Source organism: Proteus penneri (assembly GCF_003144535.1).
Taxonomy (GTDB): domain Bacteria; phylum Pseudomonadota; class Gammaproteobacteria; order Enterobacterales; family Enterobacteriaceae; genus Proteus; species Proteus penneri.
Genome location: NZ_PHFJ01000001.1, coordinates 523,806 through 543,857, shown reverse-complemented (window position 1 = coordinate 543,857; position 20,052 = coordinate 523,806). Strand labels below are relative to the sequence as shown.

General features: G+C 35.1%; 16 protein-coding genes and 1 tRNA gene. 8 read left to right on the top strand and 9 right to left on the bottom strand.

Annotated elements, in window-relative coordinates:
- Positions 1–49 precede the first annotated feature (49 nt).
- From cmoA to CUB63_RS02670, 4 genes are all read left to right on the top strand, one after another.
- Positions 50–802, top strand: coding sequence for a carboxy-S-adenosyl-L-methionine synthase CmoA (gene cmoA / locus CUB63_RS02685; RefSeq protein ID WP_072064240.1), 753 nt, complete (start codon positions 50–52; stop codon positions 800–802).
- A complete protein-coding gene (gene cmoB / locus CUB63_RS02680) occupies positions 802–1,776 on the top strand; it encodes a tRNA 5-methoxyuridine(34)/uridine 5-oxyacetic acid(34) synthase CmoB (RefSeq protein WP_109847395.1) in 975 nt (324 codons plus the stop codon). The genes cmoA and cmoB overlap by 1 nt, the downstream gene beginning before the upstream one ends.
- A 129-nt stretch (positions 1,777–1,905) precedes the next feature.
- Positions 1,906–2,721 (top strand): hypothetical protein, encoded by an 816-nt coding sequence (locus CUB63_RS02675; protein ID WP_006536590.1) that lies wholly within the window; start codon positions 1,906–1,908, stop codon positions 2,719–2,721.
- Between the two features lie 235 nt (positions 2,722–2,956).
- A complete protein-coding gene (locus CUB63_RS02670; protein WP_109847394.1) occupies positions 2,957–4,531 on the top strand; it encodes an ATP-binding cassette domain-containing protein in 1,575 nt (524 codons plus the stop codon).
- A gap of 56 nt (positions 4,532–4,587) precedes the next feature.
- Here CUB63_RS02670 and cutC read toward each other — a convergent pair whose 3' ends face one another.
- Both cutC and CUB63_RS02660 read right to left on the bottom strand, forming a co-directional pair.
- Positions 4,588–5,340: a copper homeostasis protein CutC gene (gene cutC / locus CUB63_RS02665; protein ID WP_109400513.1), complete on the bottom strand. Its 753-nt coding sequence runs from the start codon at positions 5,338–5,340 to the stop codon at positions 4,588–4,590.
- Positions 5,341–5,494: 154 nt separating this feature from the next.
- Positions 5,495–6,049 carry a VOC family protein gene (locus tag CUB63_RS02660; protein ID WP_006536584.1) on the bottom strand — a complete coding sequence of 185 codons (555 nt, stop codon included), beginning with the start codon at positions 6,047–6,049 and terminating at the stop codon, positions 5,495–5,497.
- Between the two features lie 172 nt (positions 6,050–6,221).
- Here CUB63_RS02660 and argS point away from each other — a divergent pair, with 172 nt between their 5' ends.
- Complete coding sequence (gene argS, locus CUB63_RS02655; protein WP_109847393.1) at positions 6,222–7,952, top strand: arginine--tRNA ligase; 1,731 nt, start codon at positions 6,222–6,224, stop codon at positions 7,950–7,952.
- Positions 7,953–8,097: 145 nt separating this feature from the next.
- On the opposite strand, the gene CUB63_RS02650 is transcribed toward argS, so the two are convergent.
- The 3 genes from CUB63_RS02650 to rimJ form a co-directional block, all read right to left on the bottom strand.
- On the bottom strand, positions 8,098–8,370 hold the full coding sequence (locus CUB63_RS02650) for a hypothetical protein (protein ID WP_006536582.1): 273 nt from the start codon (positions 8,368–8,370) through the stop codon (positions 8,098–8,100).
- A gap of 1,011 nt (positions 8,371–9,381) precedes the next feature.
- Complete coding sequence (gene murJ, locus CUB63_RS02645) at positions 9,382–10,917, bottom strand: murein biosynthesis integral membrane protein MurJ (protein ID WP_072064024.1); 1,536 nt, start codon at positions 10,915–10,917, stop codon at positions 9,382–9,384.
- A gap of 235 nt (positions 10,918–11,152) precedes the next feature.
- Positions 11,153–11,734 carry a ribosomal protein S5-alanine N-acetyltransferase gene (gene rimJ, locus CUB63_RS02640; RefSeq protein ID WP_072064025.1) on the bottom strand — a complete coding sequence of 194 codons (582 nt, stop codon included), beginning with the start codon at positions 11,732–11,734 and terminating at the stop codon, positions 11,153–11,155.
- A gap of 197 nt (positions 11,735–11,931) precedes the next feature.
- Here rimJ and mdtH point away from each other — a divergent pair, with 197 nt between their 5' ends.
- Together mdtH and CUB63_RS02630 are read left to right on the top strand one after the other, a co-directional pair.
- Entirely contained in the window at positions 11,932–13,134 is a 1,203-nt protein-coding gene (mdtH, locus tag CUB63_RS02635; protein WP_072064026.1) for a multidrug efflux MFS transporter MdtH, read from the top strand.
- Positions 13,135–13,176: 42 nt separating this feature from the next.
- Positions 13,177–13,731, top strand: a complete 555-nt coding sequence (locus tag CUB63_RS02630) for a lipoprotein (RefSeq protein WP_072064027.1) — start codon at positions 13,177–13,179, stop codon at positions 13,729–13,731.
- 109 nt (positions 13,732–13,840) lie between these two features.
- Here the strand turns inward: CUB63_RS02630 and CUB63_RS02625 are convergent, their stop codons facing one another.
- The 4 genes from CUB63_RS02625 to ghrA form a co-directional block, all read right to left on the bottom strand.
- Positions 13,841–14,422: a TorD/DmsD family molecular chaperone gene (locus CUB63_RS02625; protein WP_109847392.1), complete on the bottom strand. Its 582-nt coding sequence runs from the start codon at positions 14,420–14,422 to the stop codon at positions 13,841–13,843.
- A gap of 252 nt (positions 14,423–14,674) precedes the next feature.
- On the bottom strand, positions 14,675–15,283 hold the full coding sequence (locus tag CUB63_RS02620; protein WP_109847391.1) for a 2OG-Fe(II) oxygenase: 609 nt from the start codon (positions 15,281–15,283) through the stop codon (positions 14,675–14,677).
- 237 nt (positions 15,284–15,520) lie between these two features.
- Entirely contained in the window at positions 15,521–18,466 is a 2,946-nt protein-coding gene (locus CUB63_RS02615; protein ID WP_109847390.1) for a hypothetical protein, read from the bottom strand.
- A 198-nt stretch (positions 18,467–18,664) separates the two neighbouring features.
- Positions 18,665–19,606 carry a glyoxylate/hydroxypyruvate reductase GhrA gene (ghrA, locus tag CUB63_RS02610; protein WP_109847389.1) on the bottom strand — a complete coding sequence of 314 codons (942 nt, stop codon included), beginning with the start codon at positions 19,604–19,606 and terminating at the stop codon, positions 18,665–18,667.
- A 317-nt stretch (positions 19,607–19,923) separates the two neighbouring features.
- Between ghrA and CUB63_RS02605 the strand changes: the two genes are divergently transcribed.
- Positions 19,924–20,011: transfer RNA gene (locus CUB63_RS02605), tRNA-Ser, on the top strand.
- Positions 20,012–20,052 lie beyond the last annotated feature (41 nt).

Genomic DNA, 20,052 nt, shown 5'->3' with positions numbered 1-20,052 from the left:
GCTTCTGGTAGAATGCGTGCTTCTTTTATTCCTTAAATCTATTTCAGTTATGTCGAATTCAAAATCATCACAACAAGACAGCTTATTTGCGACACCTATTGCTAACCTTGGTGACTGGCGCTTTGATGAAAAAGTCGCCGAAGTGTTTCCGGATATGATAAAACGCTCAGTACCCGGTTACTCAAATATCATCTCCATGATTGGTATGCTTGCCGGCCGCTTTGTTACGCCCAATAGTCAAGTCTATGATTTAGGCTGTTCTTTAGGTGCAGCAACCCTTTCTATGCGTCGTAATATTGATGTAACAGGCTGCAAAATTATTGGTGTTGATAATTCACCGGCTATGATAGAACGTTGTCAACGCCATATTGATGCCTATAAAGCAGATACCCCCGTCGATATTATTGAGGGGGATATTCTTGACATTGAGATCAATAATGCTTCAATGGTCGTGCTTAACTTTACCTTACAATTCTTAGCACCAAGTGATCGCCAAATATTATTAAACCGCATTTACCAAGGCCTTAACCCTGGTGGTGTGTTAGTACTTTCTGAAAAATTCAGTTTTGAAGATAAAGAAATTGGTGAATTGTTGTTTAATATGCACCATGATTTCAAACGTGCTAACGGTTACAGCGAATTAGAAATTAGCCAAAAACGTAGCATGTTAGAAAATGTTATGCTGACAGACTCTGTTGAAACCCATAAAACTCGCTTGCATAATGCTGGCTTCCCTCATGCAGAAGTTTGGTTCCAATGTTTTAATTTCGGCTCTCTTTTAGCGATTAAAGGCAATAACTAATGATTAATTTTGGCTCGTTCTATCAACTTATTGCGCAAGATGAGCGCTTATTTCATTGGTTAGATACTTTACCTGCTCAATTATCAGAATGGCGCTCAAATGCGTTACACGGTCACTTTTCTTCATGGGAAAGAATGCTCGATGGTTTGCCCGAAATAACCCCTACAGAACTTGATTTAAAAAATGGAGTGATTGCCAATAAAACACCTTCATTAAGTGCTGGCGAACAACTGGGTTTAAATAATATTCTGAAATCCTTAATGCCATGGCGAAAAGGCCCATTCTCTCTTTATGGGGTCGATATTGATACAGAGTGGCGTTCAGATTGGAAATGGGATCGTGTTTTACCTCACCTTTCTCCTCTTGAAGGCCGTTTAGTATTAGATGTCGGTTGTGGCAGTGGCTATCACATGTGGCGAATGCTAGGTGAAGGTGCTCAGTTTGTTGTGGGAATCGATCCTACTCAACTTTTTTTATGCCAATTTGAAGCCGTCAGAAAATTATTAGGGAATGATCAACGTGCACATTTAATTCCTGTTGGTATTGAACAAATGCCGGAATTAAAAGCCTTTGATACCGTATTTTCAATGGGTGTACTTTATCATCGTCGTTCACCACTTGATCATTTATGGCAATTAAAAAATCAATTAGTTTCGGGCGGTGAGTTAATATTAGAAAGCCTCGTTGTGGATGGTGATGAATTCCAATGCCTGATCCCTGGTGAACGTTATGCGCAAATGCGTAATGTGTATTTTATTCCATCGGCAAAAATGCTAAAAGTTTGGCTAGAGAAATGTGGCTTTAAAGATGTGCGTATTGTCGATGAAAACACAACTTCTCTGGATGAACAACGTAAAACAGATTGGATGGTAACGGATTCATTAGAGGCATTCTTAGATGCTGATGATAAAACAAAAACAGTTGAAGGTTATCCCGCCCCTAAACGTGCGATATTAATTGCCACTAAGCCTTAATTTTTTATTGAGATCTAAAGGGATATCAAGTTATTCAATATCCCTTTCTTTCATAATATTCATCTTGTTTTTTTATTAAAGACACCTTATACGCCCTCTTATTTTGCAGATGAACGATTAAAGAAATCTATGGCAAAGACACCAAAGAGCAAAGTTGCTACTCAAAAAGAAATAACACAAAAAAAACAACACGCTCTTTTACAAAAGAATAAGCGTCAGAAATATAATGATCCTATCTTTTCGTCCTTTGTCGAAACCACATCAGCAAAACGCCTTCCATTAACGCCATTACAACGAGGTGTTCAACTCTTTTTTTCATTATTTGACTATGCCACACAACTTTTATATATCGTGTTTATTATTACCGTTTGGTGGTTTCCTGAACATTTCTCAGTTCAAACAATTTATAATCTAACCGTTCTATTTTTATTTGAGTTTATTCTCGTGCATTCTGGTGTTTTTATGGCTGCATTTGCTCGTACTAAACTTGTTTTTGCTCTTATTCCCTTTTATGGAATATTTGCTCTTATCATAAATAGTATGATTATGGGTGATGAAAACCTGATTATTTGGCTTTATGCTGTAATTGTTGCTAATCGAATTATCAGTGGTTATCAAGTAAAAACTAAAGAAGAAATGGGAAAGAATTTATTCTATTCTGCACTATTAGTTTTAAATTTTATGCTATGCCTTTTTTCTGTCATGATTTTTAAGTTCTTAGTCCCTTATGGTGGGTTAACGCCCCAATATTTAAATGAAATTAACTATCTTTATTTAATTCCACAGCATAGCGATTATTTTAATATTCCACATGTTGGTATGGCTTACGGCACATTATTCTACGGTATTCCTTTAGCTTGCATTACCTATATTAATATGTCATCGATATATAAACGCATAATATTCAGAATAAAAGCTCGTAAAATAAGAGCCACACATAGATAACCTTATTCTGAGCTTGTTGTTCATCTTTATTCATGCTTAAATGCATGCGTAATCTCTTCAATTATTTCTCTTTTTAAGAAGGCACTTCCCTACGATGAACTAAATTCTGCCAGAAAATTTTTCATATACCTTTTTGGGTATTCATTTTCTGTTACTGGCAGACAATAATTTATTTCGTCGCATCTAGAAAAAGATCTCGGCTGTCTGCCACCTATTTCGCTTAGGAGGTATTACTATGACAATAGCCTGTCACTTCTCACAACTTACTATCGAGTTTAATCAAGCACGTCTTTTTCCGCCATTAACTCGCTCATTGGCTTGTCAGCAAAATGCATTAATCGGCCATAACGGTAAAGGGAAATCCATACTACTAAGATTATTAGCACAAAAAATAACGCCTTCAGCAGGGCAAGTTAATTGGAATATGCCTTTTGTTCACGTTGATCAATTAACACGATTACAAGGTAATACACTTGCTCAAGCGTTAGATATTCATGAAATTTATCAAGCATTCCAACGCGTTGATGCAGGCATTGCTACATTAGAAGATATTGAGTTGCTTGATGGCAAATGGCAACTTCCTGTTACGTGGGAGAATTTATTAGATTCAGCACAACTTCCTGTCGCATTAGATACCCCTATTGCGCATTTAAGTGGCGGAGAACAAACACGTTTAGCACTTTGCCGTGTATTTTTACAAACAGAGAGTTTTCTTCTTTTGGATGAGCCAGATAATCACCTTGATTATCAAGGTCAACAATGGCTAGTAAAACAGTTGGCTCAGCACAAAGCTGGCTCTCTTATTGTTAGTCACAATCGAAACTTGCTTTCATATGCTGATACCATTCTTGAATTAAGTGAGAAAGGTTTATTTGAATATGGTGGAAATTATACTTTATATGAGACACAAAAACGTGCAGAAATAGCATCGTTGGAAGCAGCAAGTGATCGACTAAATAGCCAAATTAAAAATGAAAAACGCCAACAACAAGCCACCTTGCAAAAAACAACGCAACGAAAACGACAAGGCGAGTCAATTAGGAAAAGTGGCTCTCAGTGCTTACTTTTATTAGATATGCAAAAAAATCGAGCAGAACAACGCCAATCAGCCGTAGCAAAACGGCATCTGCGTGTAATAGAAGATATGCAATCTAAAAAACAAGGTGTCGATGAAGAAAAAATGCATGTTCATCAGCAGAAAATAGTCTTGAATTATCAAAGCGATGGACATCGCTTAAATATATTTGTGGATAATCTTCAGCTTCCGTATGGTTATCAACACCCTATTTCATTTTCAGCTTATGGAAACGAACATTGGCATATTAAAGGTAAAAATGGATGTGGCAAATCAACGTTATTAAAATGTTTGATCGAGCAGTGCGCACCACTTGCTGGTGAATTTCGTCTCAACAAAGATTTTTGTTATCTTGATCAACATATTGCTTTACTTGATAAAACATTACCCGTTGCACAAGCACTACACCAATATCAACCCGCTATTTCTATCGAGCAATGGAGAACACGGCTGGGTATGTTAAGGATCAGAGGTGATAAATCATTACTCCCTCTAGAAAAACTAAGTGGTGGCGAACAATTAAAAGCAACATTATTGGCTTTAACACATAGCCCCAAGCCACCTGCAGTATTATTATTTGATGAGCCAGATAATCACCTTGATATCGAATCTAAACAACTATTGGAAAATCTACTCGTTGAATATCAAGGCACATTATTACTGGTTTCCCATGATGAAACCTTTGTTGAACATTGTGGTATAACACATACTTTAGTATTAGATGAAACTGCATAAAAAAACTGCGCAATAAAAGGCGCAGTTTTAAAATCGGCCACTAAAGTTAATTAAAACTAAGAGGCTAATGGCGCATAAATACTCATAATATCTTTCATCGCTTCAACGGTATCTTCATCCACACAATAATGGGTAAACTCATCAACTTCACTGTCTGAGCTCATTGTGACACCGGCTTTACGATAAATCATGGTTGAAGGTGCCACTTTTCCTGCTGAGCTATGTATTTCCTTTAATCCTGTATCTAGGAATTTTTGGATATTGCTAAGCCTTACACCAGCACCCGCCATAATTATAGGGCCTTGTGTTTTTTCATTTAACGTTCGTAATAATGGCAGACCGAGTTCTGCATTCGGTTGCTGTCCTGACGTTAAAATACGAGAAACCCCCAGCTGAGTCAGTTGTTCTAACGCTAATAATGGATTAATACACATATCAAAAGCCCGATGAAAAGTAATGGCCAATGGACCTGCAAGTTCCATTAAAATTTCCATTTTAGGCAAATCAATATGCCCTTCTTCATTTAAAAGACCAACAACTGCCCCTGAAAATCCCATATCACGGATCAGACTAATATCATTTTTCATTGCTGAAAAATCAGCTTGTGTGTAACAAAAATCTCCCCCTCGAGGGCGAATAATAGGATGAACGGGAATACGAACCAGATCTCTGACTTGTCTTAGCATTCCAAAGCTTGGCGTAATACCTCCTTCTGCCGGACTTGTGCACAGCTCTATTCTGTCTGCACCTGCTCGTTCTGCTACCAACGCACATTCAGCGCCAAAACAACAAATCTCCAATGTAGCCATATCATCCCTCTCCATCCTTAATAAAGAAAGTAATCAGAAAATAAATATCATTTCTCAGCGATTACTAACAATAGTTGTCGAATATCGTGATTCATTCAATTCCACTATCAGAATTTTGTGCTGACACAAGCAAACTATTTTCTGAAAGTGTCGTTCAACACTCACTTTCTACGATTTCAAGTAACGAATAAGGATGATACTTCACAGTGACTTTTCCATTAGAAATAGCCACCGTTGGATTAGGTAAACGCTCTTTCTCACCTTTAGGTTCACTGATTTTTAAGCTCACATTCTCCGGTAACATTTGGGGTAAAAAAGACATGACTCTACTTACTAACTCGCTTGGTTCGACGGAGATCACTTGCTCAATATGCTCCCAACCTTGATATTCATATTTTTTATTTGTGGGAAAAGGCAGTTCAACAATTGAAACTGATTGATTTAAAATCGTTAATGGCGTCTCTAATTGAAATAGATATATTGGGCGCCCATTAATCACATTATCAGAAATACACTTTCCACACTGACTTAATCCTATTCGCCACTGCTCTGCCAATGCCAATTCGTGACAACGTAACGACACATGATCAGTGGGATAAATAGCTAAATCCATACCTAAACTATCGGCCAATAGTGTCATATTTTCTTCAAACAAAGAAAGCTCACGAGTTAAATCATTTAATTGAGAAATTGAAGAAAATAACGCCATTTTGAATAACCTTAATGAAAAAACAGAGAAAAAACCTTAAAGATAAGGTCGAGATGGTAGCATGTTCTAGCCGGAATATGTTATAAATTCAAGGTTAATCCTAATTCTTTATAAGAAACCTGTCAGACTCTTGTCGTCAGGTTTTATTTTCTCAATAATTTAAGGTAACCCGGTGAATATTCAGGCTTTTCTTTCAGAAAAAATCAGTGTGGCAATGTGTGCTGCTGGCGCACCCGCTGATAGCGAACCTCTTGTCCGTCAGTCAGCCAAAGTACAATTTGGTGACTATCAGGCAAATGGTGTCATGGGAGCTGCAAAAAAAATGGGGATCCCACCCCGACAACTCGCAGAAAAGATCTTAGAAAAGCTTGATATTACGGATATTGCAGATAAAGTTGAAATCGCAGGCCCAGGTTTTATCAATATCTTTTTATCTCCACAATGGGTTGCAAAGCAAGCTGAAGACGCATTGGTAGATGAACACCTAAACGTAACCCCCGTTGAACCTCAAACTATTGTTATCGACTATTCATCCCCAAATGTTGCGAAACAGATGCACGTTGGCCACTTACGCTCGACCATTATTGGTGATGCAAGTGCACGTACTTTATCTTTCTTGGGTCATAATGTTGTTCGTGCTAATCACCTTGGTGATTGGGGTACGCAATTTGGTATGTTGATTGCGTATTTAGAGAAAAAGCAGAATGAAAATGCCGCTGATATGGCATTATCTGATCTCGAAGAGTTCTATCGTGAAGCGAAAAAACACTATGATGAAGATGAAGTATTCGCAGAACGTGCCCGTAATTATGTTGTGAAATTGCAAAGTGGTGATGAATACTGCCGTACAATGTGGCGCAAACTTGTTGATATCACAATGCAACAAAACCAAGCAACTTATCAGCGTCTTAACGTCACGTTAACCGAAGATGACATTATGGGTGAAAGTCTTTATAACCCAATGTTACCTGGTATTGTTGCTGACCTAAAAGCAAAAGGCCTTGCTGTAGAAAGTGAAGGTGCAACGGTTGTTTTCCTTGATGAATATAAAAATAAGGAAGGCGAACCTATGGGTGTTATCGTTCAGAAAAAAGATGGCGGCTATCTATATACAACGACAGATATTGCTTGTGCAAAATACCGTCATGAAACATTACATGCTGATCGCGTACTTTATTACATCGACTCTCGTCAGCACCAGCATTTAATGCAAGCTTGGACGATTGTTCGTAAAGCAGGCTATATCCCTGATTCAATGTCACTTGAACACCATATGTTCGGTATGATGTTAGGTAAAGATGGTCGTCCGTTTAAAACTCGTTCCGGTGGCACTATTCGTTTAACCGACTTACTCGATGAAGCCCAAGAAAGAGCTCGCGCATTAATCGCTGAAAAAAATCCAGATATGGATAAAGACGAATTAAATAACGTTGCTCGTGTTGTGGGTATCGGCGCAGTTAAATATGCGGATTTATCTAAAAATCGTACAACAGATTACATCTTTGATTGGGATCTGATGTTAAGTTTCGAGGGTAACACAGCACCTTATATGCAATATGCTTATACTCGTGTTGCTTCAATTTTCAAACGTGCAGACATTGATGAAAATGCACTAACGCAACCTATCGTACTAACACAATCTCATGAAAGACAGCTTGCATTGCGTTTAGTCCAATTTGATGAGACGATTATGCAAGTTTCTCGTGAAGGAACACCTCACGTTATGTGTGCTTATCTTTACGATTTGGCACAAGCTTTCTCTGGCTTTTATGAAAACTGCCCTATCTTATCAGCTGAAGATGAAAACACTCGCCAAAGCCGTCTAAAACTAGCTCGTTTAACCGCGAAAACCTTAAAACAAGGTTTAGATACTTTAGGTATTGAAACAGTAGATAGAATGTAATCATCACTGTTTTTAATAATAGTGATAAAAAAACCGGTGGTTAATTCATAATACCATCGGTTTTTTATGCGTTAAATTTTAATTCAAGATAGCTAAAAAATACGTCAAACAATGGCTCAAACAAATTTCCAATACGCCTTAATTATTAATCTTCGTTAGCTGTAATAACATCTTGGCACAATAATCCTGAGATATCTTTACTTTCAATCCAACCATCAACACTATCAATAGGTTTATCGGGACTATATAAGCGCTGGTCAACGTCTTTCGCTGTAAAGCTTACTCTCTCATTCGTTTTATCAAAAACGCCGACACAATTCACTGGCGTCAATCTTGATGTTTTAATTTTTCCATCAGCAGTACAGCCAGCAAGAAATAATGTAGCTAATGATACAGAAATGATAATTGCTTTTTTCATAGTAGCTCCTTGACTCTCTTATTGTTATTTTTACCAAAATCACTGAGTGATTATTTAGTAGTCTTAAACTAAAAATACCTGATGATTATAACTGTTTTGAGTATAACGAATAAATGGAGAAATATTTGAGTTATTGAGCTATGAATAAGAAATATTGAGAAGGGATAGAAAAGAGAGGGAAAAACAGAAAACAATGGCGGACAAATGAAAGCAGTAATTAGTGTACCATACTGAATTTTCAGTAATCTAATTATCTATTAACAATAGATTTAGCATTAATTTCATTATTCACACGACTTATTGTTTACTGCTTATCCCCAGCAATCGTGTTACCTATTTGAAGCGCAGACAAAATAGATATGATCACTTTCAGTAGTACTGAACGATAACAAGCAAATAACTTTACAGTCACGGTTAATCTACCTGAATAAAGAAATAATAATATGTCTTAAATCAAAAAAATCAAATGTTTTAAAATATACTGCAATATTTTGAAATATTCGTAATATCTCATCATTAAGTAAGAAATATTTAACAGATGTGTCAATTTTTAAACCTACACAGCACAAGAGAGTTTATCTAAAAAAAGATAATTCGTCAAACCGTAAGTACCTAGAATATAGCGTCTATTTTTTTACTTTATGTAGAATATCACGGCTAGTAAACAAATTGTCTAAAGATATTCGATATGATTAATGTTTAGATAAATTTATCAATATTGATTAAAAAACACATTCCAACACCGAAAAACTGTATAAATCATTTAGAAATTGGAAAAAAAATTTAATAAAAAAATAGAGAGAAAAAAGATTTTTGCATTTTCCTTACTTTTTCTTTTTTAAAGGATGGAGCAAATCTACATAACTAAATGTTAGAAGTGTGATCAATGTGGCATTAAAAATAGTCTAAAAATAGAGAAAGGTTCTAAATAAGGAGAGTTGCATTGTTTGAAAGATTGTTAATTTTGCAACTCCTCGCTTTTATACAAAAGCGAGGGTTCAGTGTTATCAGTTATAACGCACGTAGTGAGAAATGGCGAGGTCTAAATCCTAACGCATATAACGCAACAAAATAGCTTCCTGCTCCGACTACTACAACTAGTAGCAAGCGCAAGATACGCATTAGCATGTTGCCGACATCCCAACTTGGCATGATCCACAACATTCCAACTAATACAGCCGCCATTACGGCAAGCGCGATAATAAGTTTTAATAAGAATACAGGCCAACCAGCTAAAGGCTGATAAATATCTTTTTTACGGATCTGCCAAAACAACATAGAGGCATTAAAACAAGCAGCAATACCGATTGAGAGCGCAAGACCTACATGTTTTAAACTACCAATAAACGCAAGATTCATTAATTGTGTGAGTATCAATGTAGCAATTGCAATTTTTACTGGTGTTTTAATATCCTGACGTGAATAAAAACCTGGCGCTAATATTTTTATGATGATCAGCCCCATTAACCCAACACAGTAAGCGATTAATGCCTGTTGTGTCATTAGTGCATCATGGGCATTAAAATTACCATACTGAAATAAGGACGCAGTTAAAGGCCCAGATAATATCGCTAAACCAATAGTACAAGGCAATGCTAGTAAGAAACACAGTCTTAATCCCCAATCCATCAATTTTCTATATTCTTCAGTATTACCACTGGCAAAACTTTTAGATAATGAAGGAAGTAAGATTGTACCTAATGCAACACCCAATACCCCTGTCGGTAATTCCATTAAACGGTCTGCATAATACATCCAAGAAACTGAGCCAGACACTAAAAAAGAAGCAAAAATAGTATTGATAATTAACGATATTTGGCTAACCGACACCCCCAAAATAGCCGGTCCCATCAGTCTCATTACACGCCAAACACCGCTATTTTTAAATGATACACGCGGTAAAACAAGCATACCGATTTTTTTCAAATGTGGTAATTGATAACCTAGCTGCAATATTCCCCCAGCAACAACCGCCCACGCCAATGCCATAACAGGAGGATTACAATAAGGGGCGACCACTAAAGCGAAAAAGATCATACTGACATTGAGTAGTGTTGGAGCAAAAGCGGGTACTGAAAAACGATTCCAAGTATTTAAAATAGAGCCTGTCAATGAAGCTAATGAAATAAGGAAAATATAAGGAAAGGTGATCCGTAATAAATCTGTCGTTAATTGAAACTTATCGGGTGAACTACTAAAACCTGGTGCTGTAACATAAATCACCCAAGGCGCGGCAATAATACCAATTACGGTAACCACAGCGAGAATAAGTGTCAGCATACCCGAAACATAAGCAATAAAGGTACGCGTTGCTTCCTCGCCTTGCTGACTTTTATATTCTGCCAAGATCGGAACAAATGCTTGAGAAAATGCGCCTTCCGCAAAAATACGACGTAATAAGTTTGGCAGTTTAAACGCAACAAAAAAGGCATCGGTTGCCATACCTGCGCCAAAAATACGCGCAATAATTGCATCACGAATAAATCCTAGCACCCGTGAAAATAAGGTCATAGAACTCACTGCAGCAAGTGATTTAAGTAAATTCATAAAGTCATTCAGGTTTTTGTTAAATAGAATAAAAAGAAAGGGACTATACTCCGTCTCTAACATCGAAAAATCAATCTTCAATTGGCTAAGAATATGCTGATCCAGCCTATCTTGGACTAATCAAAGCGATTAAAAAATAGTTATTTATGGTTTCGTGAGTATTTTTCTCAACATTACTTCCACCATAGCGTGTATCTCACCCTCAATAATCGAGTTTTTATTCGGAAAGTAATGATTAACGTTTAAAATAAGCTCGCGTTGTTAATGCCGTCAGTACGTGATCTCGCCACTCTTGATTAATTTGTAGATAATTTTTGGCGTATCCTTCACGCTCAAAACCATGTTTAGCTAATAGGTTTCCACTGCGTAAATTATGAGGCATATAATTCGCCATAATACGATGCATCCCTTGTTGTCTTTGCATATAGCGAAGTGTTTCCGTTAACGCTTCCGACATATAGCCATGACCTTGCCATTTTTCACCGACTGAATATCCCAAAAAACAGGCATTAAAAGCGCCACGCATAACATTGCTATAATTAGCAACGCCAATAATTTCATCCTCTTTTTGTGTTAATAGCAGAAAATGAAAAGCACTTTCTTGTCGGTGTAATTCATTCATAAATTGTAAACGGTGTTCCCAACCAGAAGGTAAATAATGTGTTTTATCTCTTACGGGTTCCCATGGAATTAAAAAACGACGGTTTAATGTATAATAATTGGCCAATCTTTCAGCATCTCGCTCGTATGCTAAACGAATGACCATTCTTTGTGTTTCAAAACGAATTTTAGGAATTCCGCCACGATAACCAAACATTACAATCTCATTATCCTTTGATATAAATAAGTCTAATTCTGAAGCAACTCTTCTTATTCTGCCACTAACCTTAATAAAAAAATATCATCTTTAATTTACTAGGAATTATGCACATTTAGAGACAGAATAGTCGAAGAAATAAATTATTTCATTCCTCCCTTATTTTATTTAAATTATTTGCTTATTGATGGTGAGTAATGGCGCTGGTAACACAAGCCCGTACTTTGGGTAAATACTTTCTCCTAATTGACAATATGTTAGTTGTCTTAGGTTTTTTCGTCGTTTTTCCACTGATTTCTATTCGTTTCGTCGAACAATTAGGATGGGCTGGTGTTATTGTCGGCTTTGCATTAGGGCTTAGACAATTAGTACAACAAGGCCTCGGCATTTTTGGTGGTGCTATTGCAGACCGTTTTGGTGCAAAACCAATGATAATAACAGGCATGTTATTACGAGCTTTAGGTTTTGCTTTAATGGCAATCGCAGATCAACCTTGGATACTTTGGTTATCTTGCATTTTATCTGCATTAGGTGGAACGTTATTTGATCCTCCTCGCACAGCGCTAGTTATCAAATTAACCCGTCCTTATGAGCGCGGTCGTTTTTACTCTTTATTATTGATGCAAGATAGCGCCGGCGCCGTGATTGGTGCACTCATCGGTAGCTGGTTATTACAATATGATTTTCATTTAGTTTGCTGGGTCGGTGCTGGTGTTTTTGTTATCGCAGCCTTATTTAATGCTTGGTTATTACCCGCTTATCGTATATCCACAACCCGAACACCAATTAAAGAAGGGTTAAAACGAGTATTTCTTGATAAGCGTTTTGTCAGTTATGTCTTAACACTGACAGGCTATTTTGTATTATCCGTTCAAGTCATGTTGATGTTTCCTATCATCGTCAACGATATTGCGGGTACACCAACAGCAGTAAAATGGATGTATGCCATTGAAGCCCTGCTTTCTTTAACATTACTTTATCCGATTGCTCGCTGGAGTGAGAAACGTTTCCGATTAGAACAGCGTTTAATGGCCGGCTTATTTTTAATGAGCATCAGCATGTTCCCTGTTGGTATGATCCATTCATTACAAAGTATTTTCTTGATTATTGGCCTATTTTATCTTGGTACTATTACAGCAGAGCCTGCACGCGAAACATTAAGTGCCTCACTTGCCGATCCTCGAGCTCGTGGTAGTTATATGGGATTTAGCCGGTTAGGCTTAGCGTTTGGTGGTGCAATTGGATATACAGGTGGTGGATGGATGTATGACTTAGGCAATCAATTTGATATGCCTGAATTGCCTTGGTTCTTACTAGGAACCGTGGGTTTAATAACACTTTATGCATTACATCGCCAATTTAATCGTAAAAAAATAGAAACAGCCATGCTTACTCCTTAAAGATCGAGTAAACTTTTAGTTATCAATGATCAAGGAGTGTTTATGAAAGCAATTTTTCTAACCGCTATATTCGTATTAACAAGCTTAGTCACAGGGTGTGATCAGCTCAAGCAATTTGATGTGAGTGAAAACCTTATTAATGACTACATCCGTCAAAAAATAAATCTCCAGAAACATATTGGTGAAGATGAAGTTGTATCCGCAGATATTAAATTAAGCAATCTTTCCATTCAAATTGGCCGCACTGAGCCGGGTAAAATTAGTCTTTCCGGTACAACCGACCTGATGATTAATTCATTTTTTGGCAAGACAAGCGCTAAAGTTGAGCTTACGTTATCAGGCCAACCTTCTTATCAAGCTGATAAAGGAGCGATATACATAAAATCAATGGTTATTGATAGCTACAAAGTCTCTCCAGAAAAAATGGATGCCGTGGTTATCGCACTAAAACCTTATTTAGATACCACAATCACGACTTACTTTGATAATCATCCTGTATATGTTCTTAATCCAGAAAAAAACAGTGCTGAAGCTGCCGCATTTAAACTAGCTAAAGGAATTGAAGTTAAACCGGGTAAATTCGTGATCCAACTCTAATTGTTACGCGAGTTGATTAAAAATATTTATCGTCATTAATGAGAAAGGCAAACCTAATGGTTTGCCTTTTTTATGAATAATAAAATACTTTTACAAAGAAATAGTTATATTACTCTACTTCTGGATCTTCTGCCTTATCACTCTCTTGATCATCAGAGAGTTCTTCGCGCAATGCTGATAATGCACCACGTGAAATACCTGCTAGTGTACGATAGAAACCACTTGTTGCATGAGCTTCAACTTTTCCTAAAAATGTTCCAGCCCAAGGTAGCAAATATTCATCAAATAATTGTATTTGTGCTAATATTTCATCTTCCGCAGAATTATCTTCAAGCCATGAAGCAGCAAGTAATAAAGCACCAAAACTGTCTGTTGCATTATCAGTAACAGGCATCCCTCTTGTGACTAAGAATTGGCGGATATCATCTTCTTTGATTTCTTCATAATCATGGGCGTAAACTGACACAGCTGGCGCTTCACCAGCAAAAAGAGATTGATAATCAGCTTCAACGATAGCCAAATCTTTGACGCTACTTTTTAATGTATTAAATAGCTCATCTTGCTCTAATGGCCATAACTGACTAAGTTTCCCTTCAGCAATCATTTTAATAATTGGTGATAAAATAGGATCTTTGGGATCACGCTGAAATAATGTGCCTAAAAGTCGGCAAACTATTGAAAATTCATTCATTGTATTTTTATCCTAAAAAGTTTCGCGTTATTGTGCTTTTAATGGTAAGAAAATCAACTTTTTTCGTCATATCTCTTTTATTGTCAATATTAAGCTTACTCTCTTTAATCGCTTAAAACAGAAAAAGCGCGCTCTTATTATTAAGTCTTTTACTTAATATAAGAAACGCGCCTAATCCCATGCTACTTATCTTCTAAAGCAGTTTTATAAAAATATTAAAACAACTTTATGACAACAGCATTCTAATGCTTTTTAACTGGCTATATCGAGAAAGTTATCTCTTACACCATTTACACGAAACCACCCTGCAATACTGATTCTCTCTTTATAAGTAGGGAGTACTTCATGAGGGAATTGTTCTGAAAGGAAAACGACCAAACGCCCACCTTTAGGAGCGACTGTTGCAAGTTCATTATCTTCCAAATCATAAATAACTAACTCACCTCCATCTTCTTTTTTCCAATCCTCATTAAGATACAATACTGTCGTTAAACGTCGAGTAACATTCTGTTTAAATGCATCCAGATGTTTTTTATAAAAAGCGCCTTTTTCATAGCAAGCAAAATGCGCTTCATATTCAAAAAGTCCAAGAAAAAATTCACGATTCACAGCACGTTGAATAGACTCCATTTGCATTAAATAATGCTGAACGGGTGTTCCCATTTCGGGTTCTAGCCAACGAATTTTATCACTCCGTATCGCTATCTCTGCCTGTCGATTTTCATGACGCCCAATACGAGCTTGTTGTGCATCGCCATTAAAACAAGCACGTAATTGTTGAACAGCTTCTGGTGTAAGGAAATTATCCCATACACACCATCCTTTCTCCGCTATTTGCTCAAGAAGTTTTGCTATATTCATTAGGTATATTGCCTGATAAACATGGGAAACTACTTTATATCACCAAGTTAAACAAAATTACAATTTAATAAACTTATCTTTTCGATTACGTCAATTAATTAGCAATAAATACCATAAAAATTAAAAATAACAGATTAAACAAAATTTAACACCACTCATCTTTTTAAACCCCTTGTTCACCTAAGAATGATTTTATAAGTTACATCACGTTAACTATAAGCAAAACAAATGATTACATTAGAAATAATAACTAGTTGATATTTTTTCGATTGTCTCTTCATCCCCATTAAAAATATAATTAATATTCCCTTTAACTTGAGTATGCGTAATCGCTTTTTCACTGTTTGGTCGTATAAATATTGTTGGTAATGTTTTCTTTTTGTATGAATATTCACTAATAGACATAATATCTGTAGATTCAATTTGATATTTAACATTAGTAAACTGCTGTTTATATTCAGTATATAAATCATCCAGCTTTGTTTTGATTATATTTAAATCAATTTTTTTATTACTTCTACACTCTTCAATTAGATGATTTATTTCTTTTTTTAAATCATAACGAATTGAGCACCCTTGTTTATTCAACTGATAATTAGATATAAAATAAGGCTTAAATTTTTCATTCATGTTATTTTTTTTCTGAGAAGACAAAGTCTCTTTTCTTTCCTTTAATGAGGCTAAAAAAAGGCGAATATTATATTGTCTATTTTCCTTTGTTATTTGATTCTGAAAATTATCTTCTTTACTTTGAGGTGGGACAGTAATAATATTTTCATCAGTAATAACATTTTCATCAACATTATCTTTTAATTCATTAATCGGATTTTTATCTGATGATAAATTTAAATAGACTTTATTTAATTTATTAATATTATTAGAAAGTTGATATTTTTCTGGATAACTTTCTAATAACTTATTTAACTTTAATACTCTTTTATAAATTCCTTTTATATTTTTATTATCTTTCTCCAGAGTTTCTGCTTCTATTAATTTTTCACTTTTAAAAAGTGTAAAATTCAATAAGCTATTTATTCTTTTTTTCACCATTAATTCGAAATCTTTTACGGATATTAATGGATACCATTGAACAGAATAATCAGAAGTCGTTGTAGAAGGCATAATTCTCAAATCACGATAAAAATCAAAACCAAGCTCGATTAAACTGAGATCAAGCCTTTTTGTTTTTTTTGTGACATCTGTTTCACCAATATCAATTAATTCATTAATATTTAAATTTAGTTTTAATAAATTGAGAATAAAATTTACACCAATAGCATTTCTTGGTATAGTTAATTCCATATCGGGATTAGCAACTACATCAACATCAAAACTCACTTCATTTCTTAGTTCAGTTCCCACAGAAACACTCATATTTTTATCCATTTCAAGGATAGTATTAGTGATTAATTCATTTTCATTTAAATTAAGCCCTTGATTAATAAAATTTTTGACCTCGCTAATATCAATACTAAATGAGAAATTAGATTTTTTAGCATAAGTGGCATTTAATATAGCGCTTGCCATGACAGGAGTAACAAAACCATAATTTACACTTTTTGTACCCCATCTTTTTTCATATCCACCAATACCCGCGGACAACCCCGTAGATAAAAGTCTCGTCTTATTATTAATAAAAGAAAAAGTGATTTTATTATCTTCACTTTTTGATAATGTAATTGAGTGCGATTTTGCATAAGAAGCTAATATAAAAGCGTTAACTCCTATATTATAGGGTAAACTAAATGCATTAAAACCAAAGAAAGCTAAAAGCTCATTATGGTGTCCGATTGTAATACTTTCTTTATTTTTTAGATCATTAACCAATAAATGAATTACCTCACCTTGTGTTAAACCATTTTTTACACCTTTCACAATACGATTTAACACATCATAGCCTTTCCTTATATTTTCTTTAATACCATGTAATGCCATTGGCTTACTTCTATATATAGTGTTCGAAGAATTAATAAGTCGTTTTATATTACAAACGGTTCCTATAAATCCAGGATCAATAGCTTTAGCAATATTTATCAACATTGATCGATATTTTTTTAATGCATATTGTTCTTTAGCCTTACTAACATTTACTCTAATATTATCAATAAGAGATGATAAAAAAGGGATATTTCGGCTACTAAAATTTCCGATTGTCTGAGTCGAAAATGGTTGTCCTGAATGATAATTTTTATAATTATTTTCACCAACCATTGAGTAAAAAGATAAAGGAGGCTCCTGTTTTAAACGAGTAACCTCATACTGATAATCTTTAATCGCAAAAATATTGAAAGGATCTAGATAATATATTTTTATTTTATTACCTTTATCAACAATAATTTGAATCTGATTTAATATTGGCTTAATAGCTAATATTTTATCAGTTTTCTTCAATGGAAGTTTTATTCTATGCTTTTCAAGTTCAATATTACCATCAGTTTTAGCATAGTCAAACTGATCATATTCCGACTCTAATATTGCAGGTAATCCAGTTGTAAAAAGCTGGTTATCTTTAACTTCAACTGTAATGTTTAGACCTTCTCTATTTATTTTTATAATATTATTTTCTTCTAATTCAACAACATTATTAATATTTGATAAATCTTGTTTTTGATTATCATTAACTATATATTCTTCATACTCAACAATAAAGTTACCATCAATATTATTTGATGAAAAATCATTTAAATCATATTCTTTTTCAATTTTATTAAACTTAATTTTATATAACTCATTCTTGGTTTCTTCTATACTATTAGATTTATTTTCACCTCTCTTACTTCCAATTAAAAAACCATTATAATCAACATAAAGTTCTTTAAACTTCATGCTATCAACTTTTTGAGACTCTATATTAAAAACATTATATTTAAATCCTCCATTAAAATGTTTTTGATATACTCCTGTAAATAAATCATATGTTTTTCCTTTAATTAAGATCAAAGAACCATCATCTGCAAGCGTGATCCCCATATTATTAAGTAAAGGTGTATTGGTTGAGCCTAAATATACATAGTTATTAATGTTATTTAAGCTAAATTGTTTTTCTTCTTTTTGCTTATCACACGTTTTAGTATAGATACTATCGCTATTCTTTATATCTCTTACCAAGTCTCCTTCTTTACGTCCATGAAAAGTGCCCATAGGTGTTAATTTACTGTCTATCTTTTTTATTCCATTAACCATAATATACCTCATCATTTTAAAATAATGAGGAAATAATCAACAAGATAATTTGCAAAGGATATCTTTTTACAACTAGATTTTTATGACATTATATGGAATTTAAGAAAAGTATTTTTTTTGAAAGCTGACATAAAAAAAATAGACAGTAAACTAAATTTTACCGTCTATTATCTAAAATTAAAAATAAATAAAATAGACTTAGTACCCACTCTTCATATCAACCACACCCAAAGGTACATCGCCTTTTTCAATTCGATGAATATTTTCAACAATTGTATCCATTGCAATATTAGGAATGGTAAAAGCAGCAATATGTGGCGTAATAGAAATGCGAGGATGCGTCCAAAATGGATGCATTCCTGCTAAAGGTTCTTGAGAGAAAACATCAAGAGTCGCGTCAGAAATATATCCTTGATCTATCGCTTCGAGTAAATCTTGATCAACTAAATGCGCACCACGGGCAAGATTAATTAAATAAGAAGAAGGCTTGAGTTGTTCAAATAGAGAAAAATTTAAAATACCGTGAGTTTCAGACGTATAAGGTAATAAATTGATCAGTAGATTACACTCTTTGAGGAAATCACTGAGTTGATCTTTACCATAAAAGCTTTCAACATTTTTAATTTGTTTTTCACTGCGACTCCAACAGCGAACTTTAAAACCAAGTTCGGCAAGTTTAGTCGCAACACACCCACCTAAAGCTCCTGCGCCTAAAACGCCGATCACAAAATTATCATAAGAATGCGCAGGAAGCTGTTTCCATAAACGTTGTGATTGTTGGCGTTTATAATCATCCATACGACGAAAATAATACATCACTTTCGCAATCGCATATTCTTGCATTTGAAGCCCCATTCCTGTGTCTTCCAAACGCATAACCGGAACACCTGTAGGTAATGTGCCAGGCTTTTGTTGTTCTTGCTTTAAAATAGCATCAACGCCTGCCCCTAATGCAAAAATACCTTTAAGCTGATTACGACTGGCAAGCATTTCATAAGGAGGAAGCCAAACCATAGCATAATCAGCAGGTTGATTATCGCCAGGTTCCCAAATACGTATATTGGCATTTGGCAAACGCGCCTTCATGCCATTGATCCATGTTTCTGCGTCAAAAAAAGGATGATAAAAAATAATATTCATTTTGCCTTCCTCCAGCATTTTTATCATAGGGTGCGAGGGTTACGTTCTGATTTCAAGTCTCTTTGAATAAGTTGTTAATAAAAATGTTGAGAATGTTAACCAGTTAACGAAATTCTCAATTCTTTTTTCAATACGCTAACCTATTGCATGAATTGGTTTACTGCATAATTTGTCTAGCATTTGTGCATATTGTTTTTTATTTGACTGCTTGATACAAAAGTTAAAGGAAAAATGCATTTAGCTGTTGACGCCTATGAACCTTTTCCATATAGTAGCGCCCCGTTGAGAGATGTTAAGTACATATCCAACAACAACACGGTGAGATGTCCGAGAGGCTGAAGGAGCACGCCTGGAAAGTGTGTATACGGCAACGTATCGAGGGTTCGAATCCCTCTCTCACCGCCATATTCTAAAATAGAGCCTAGCTTTTTTAGCTAGGCTCTATT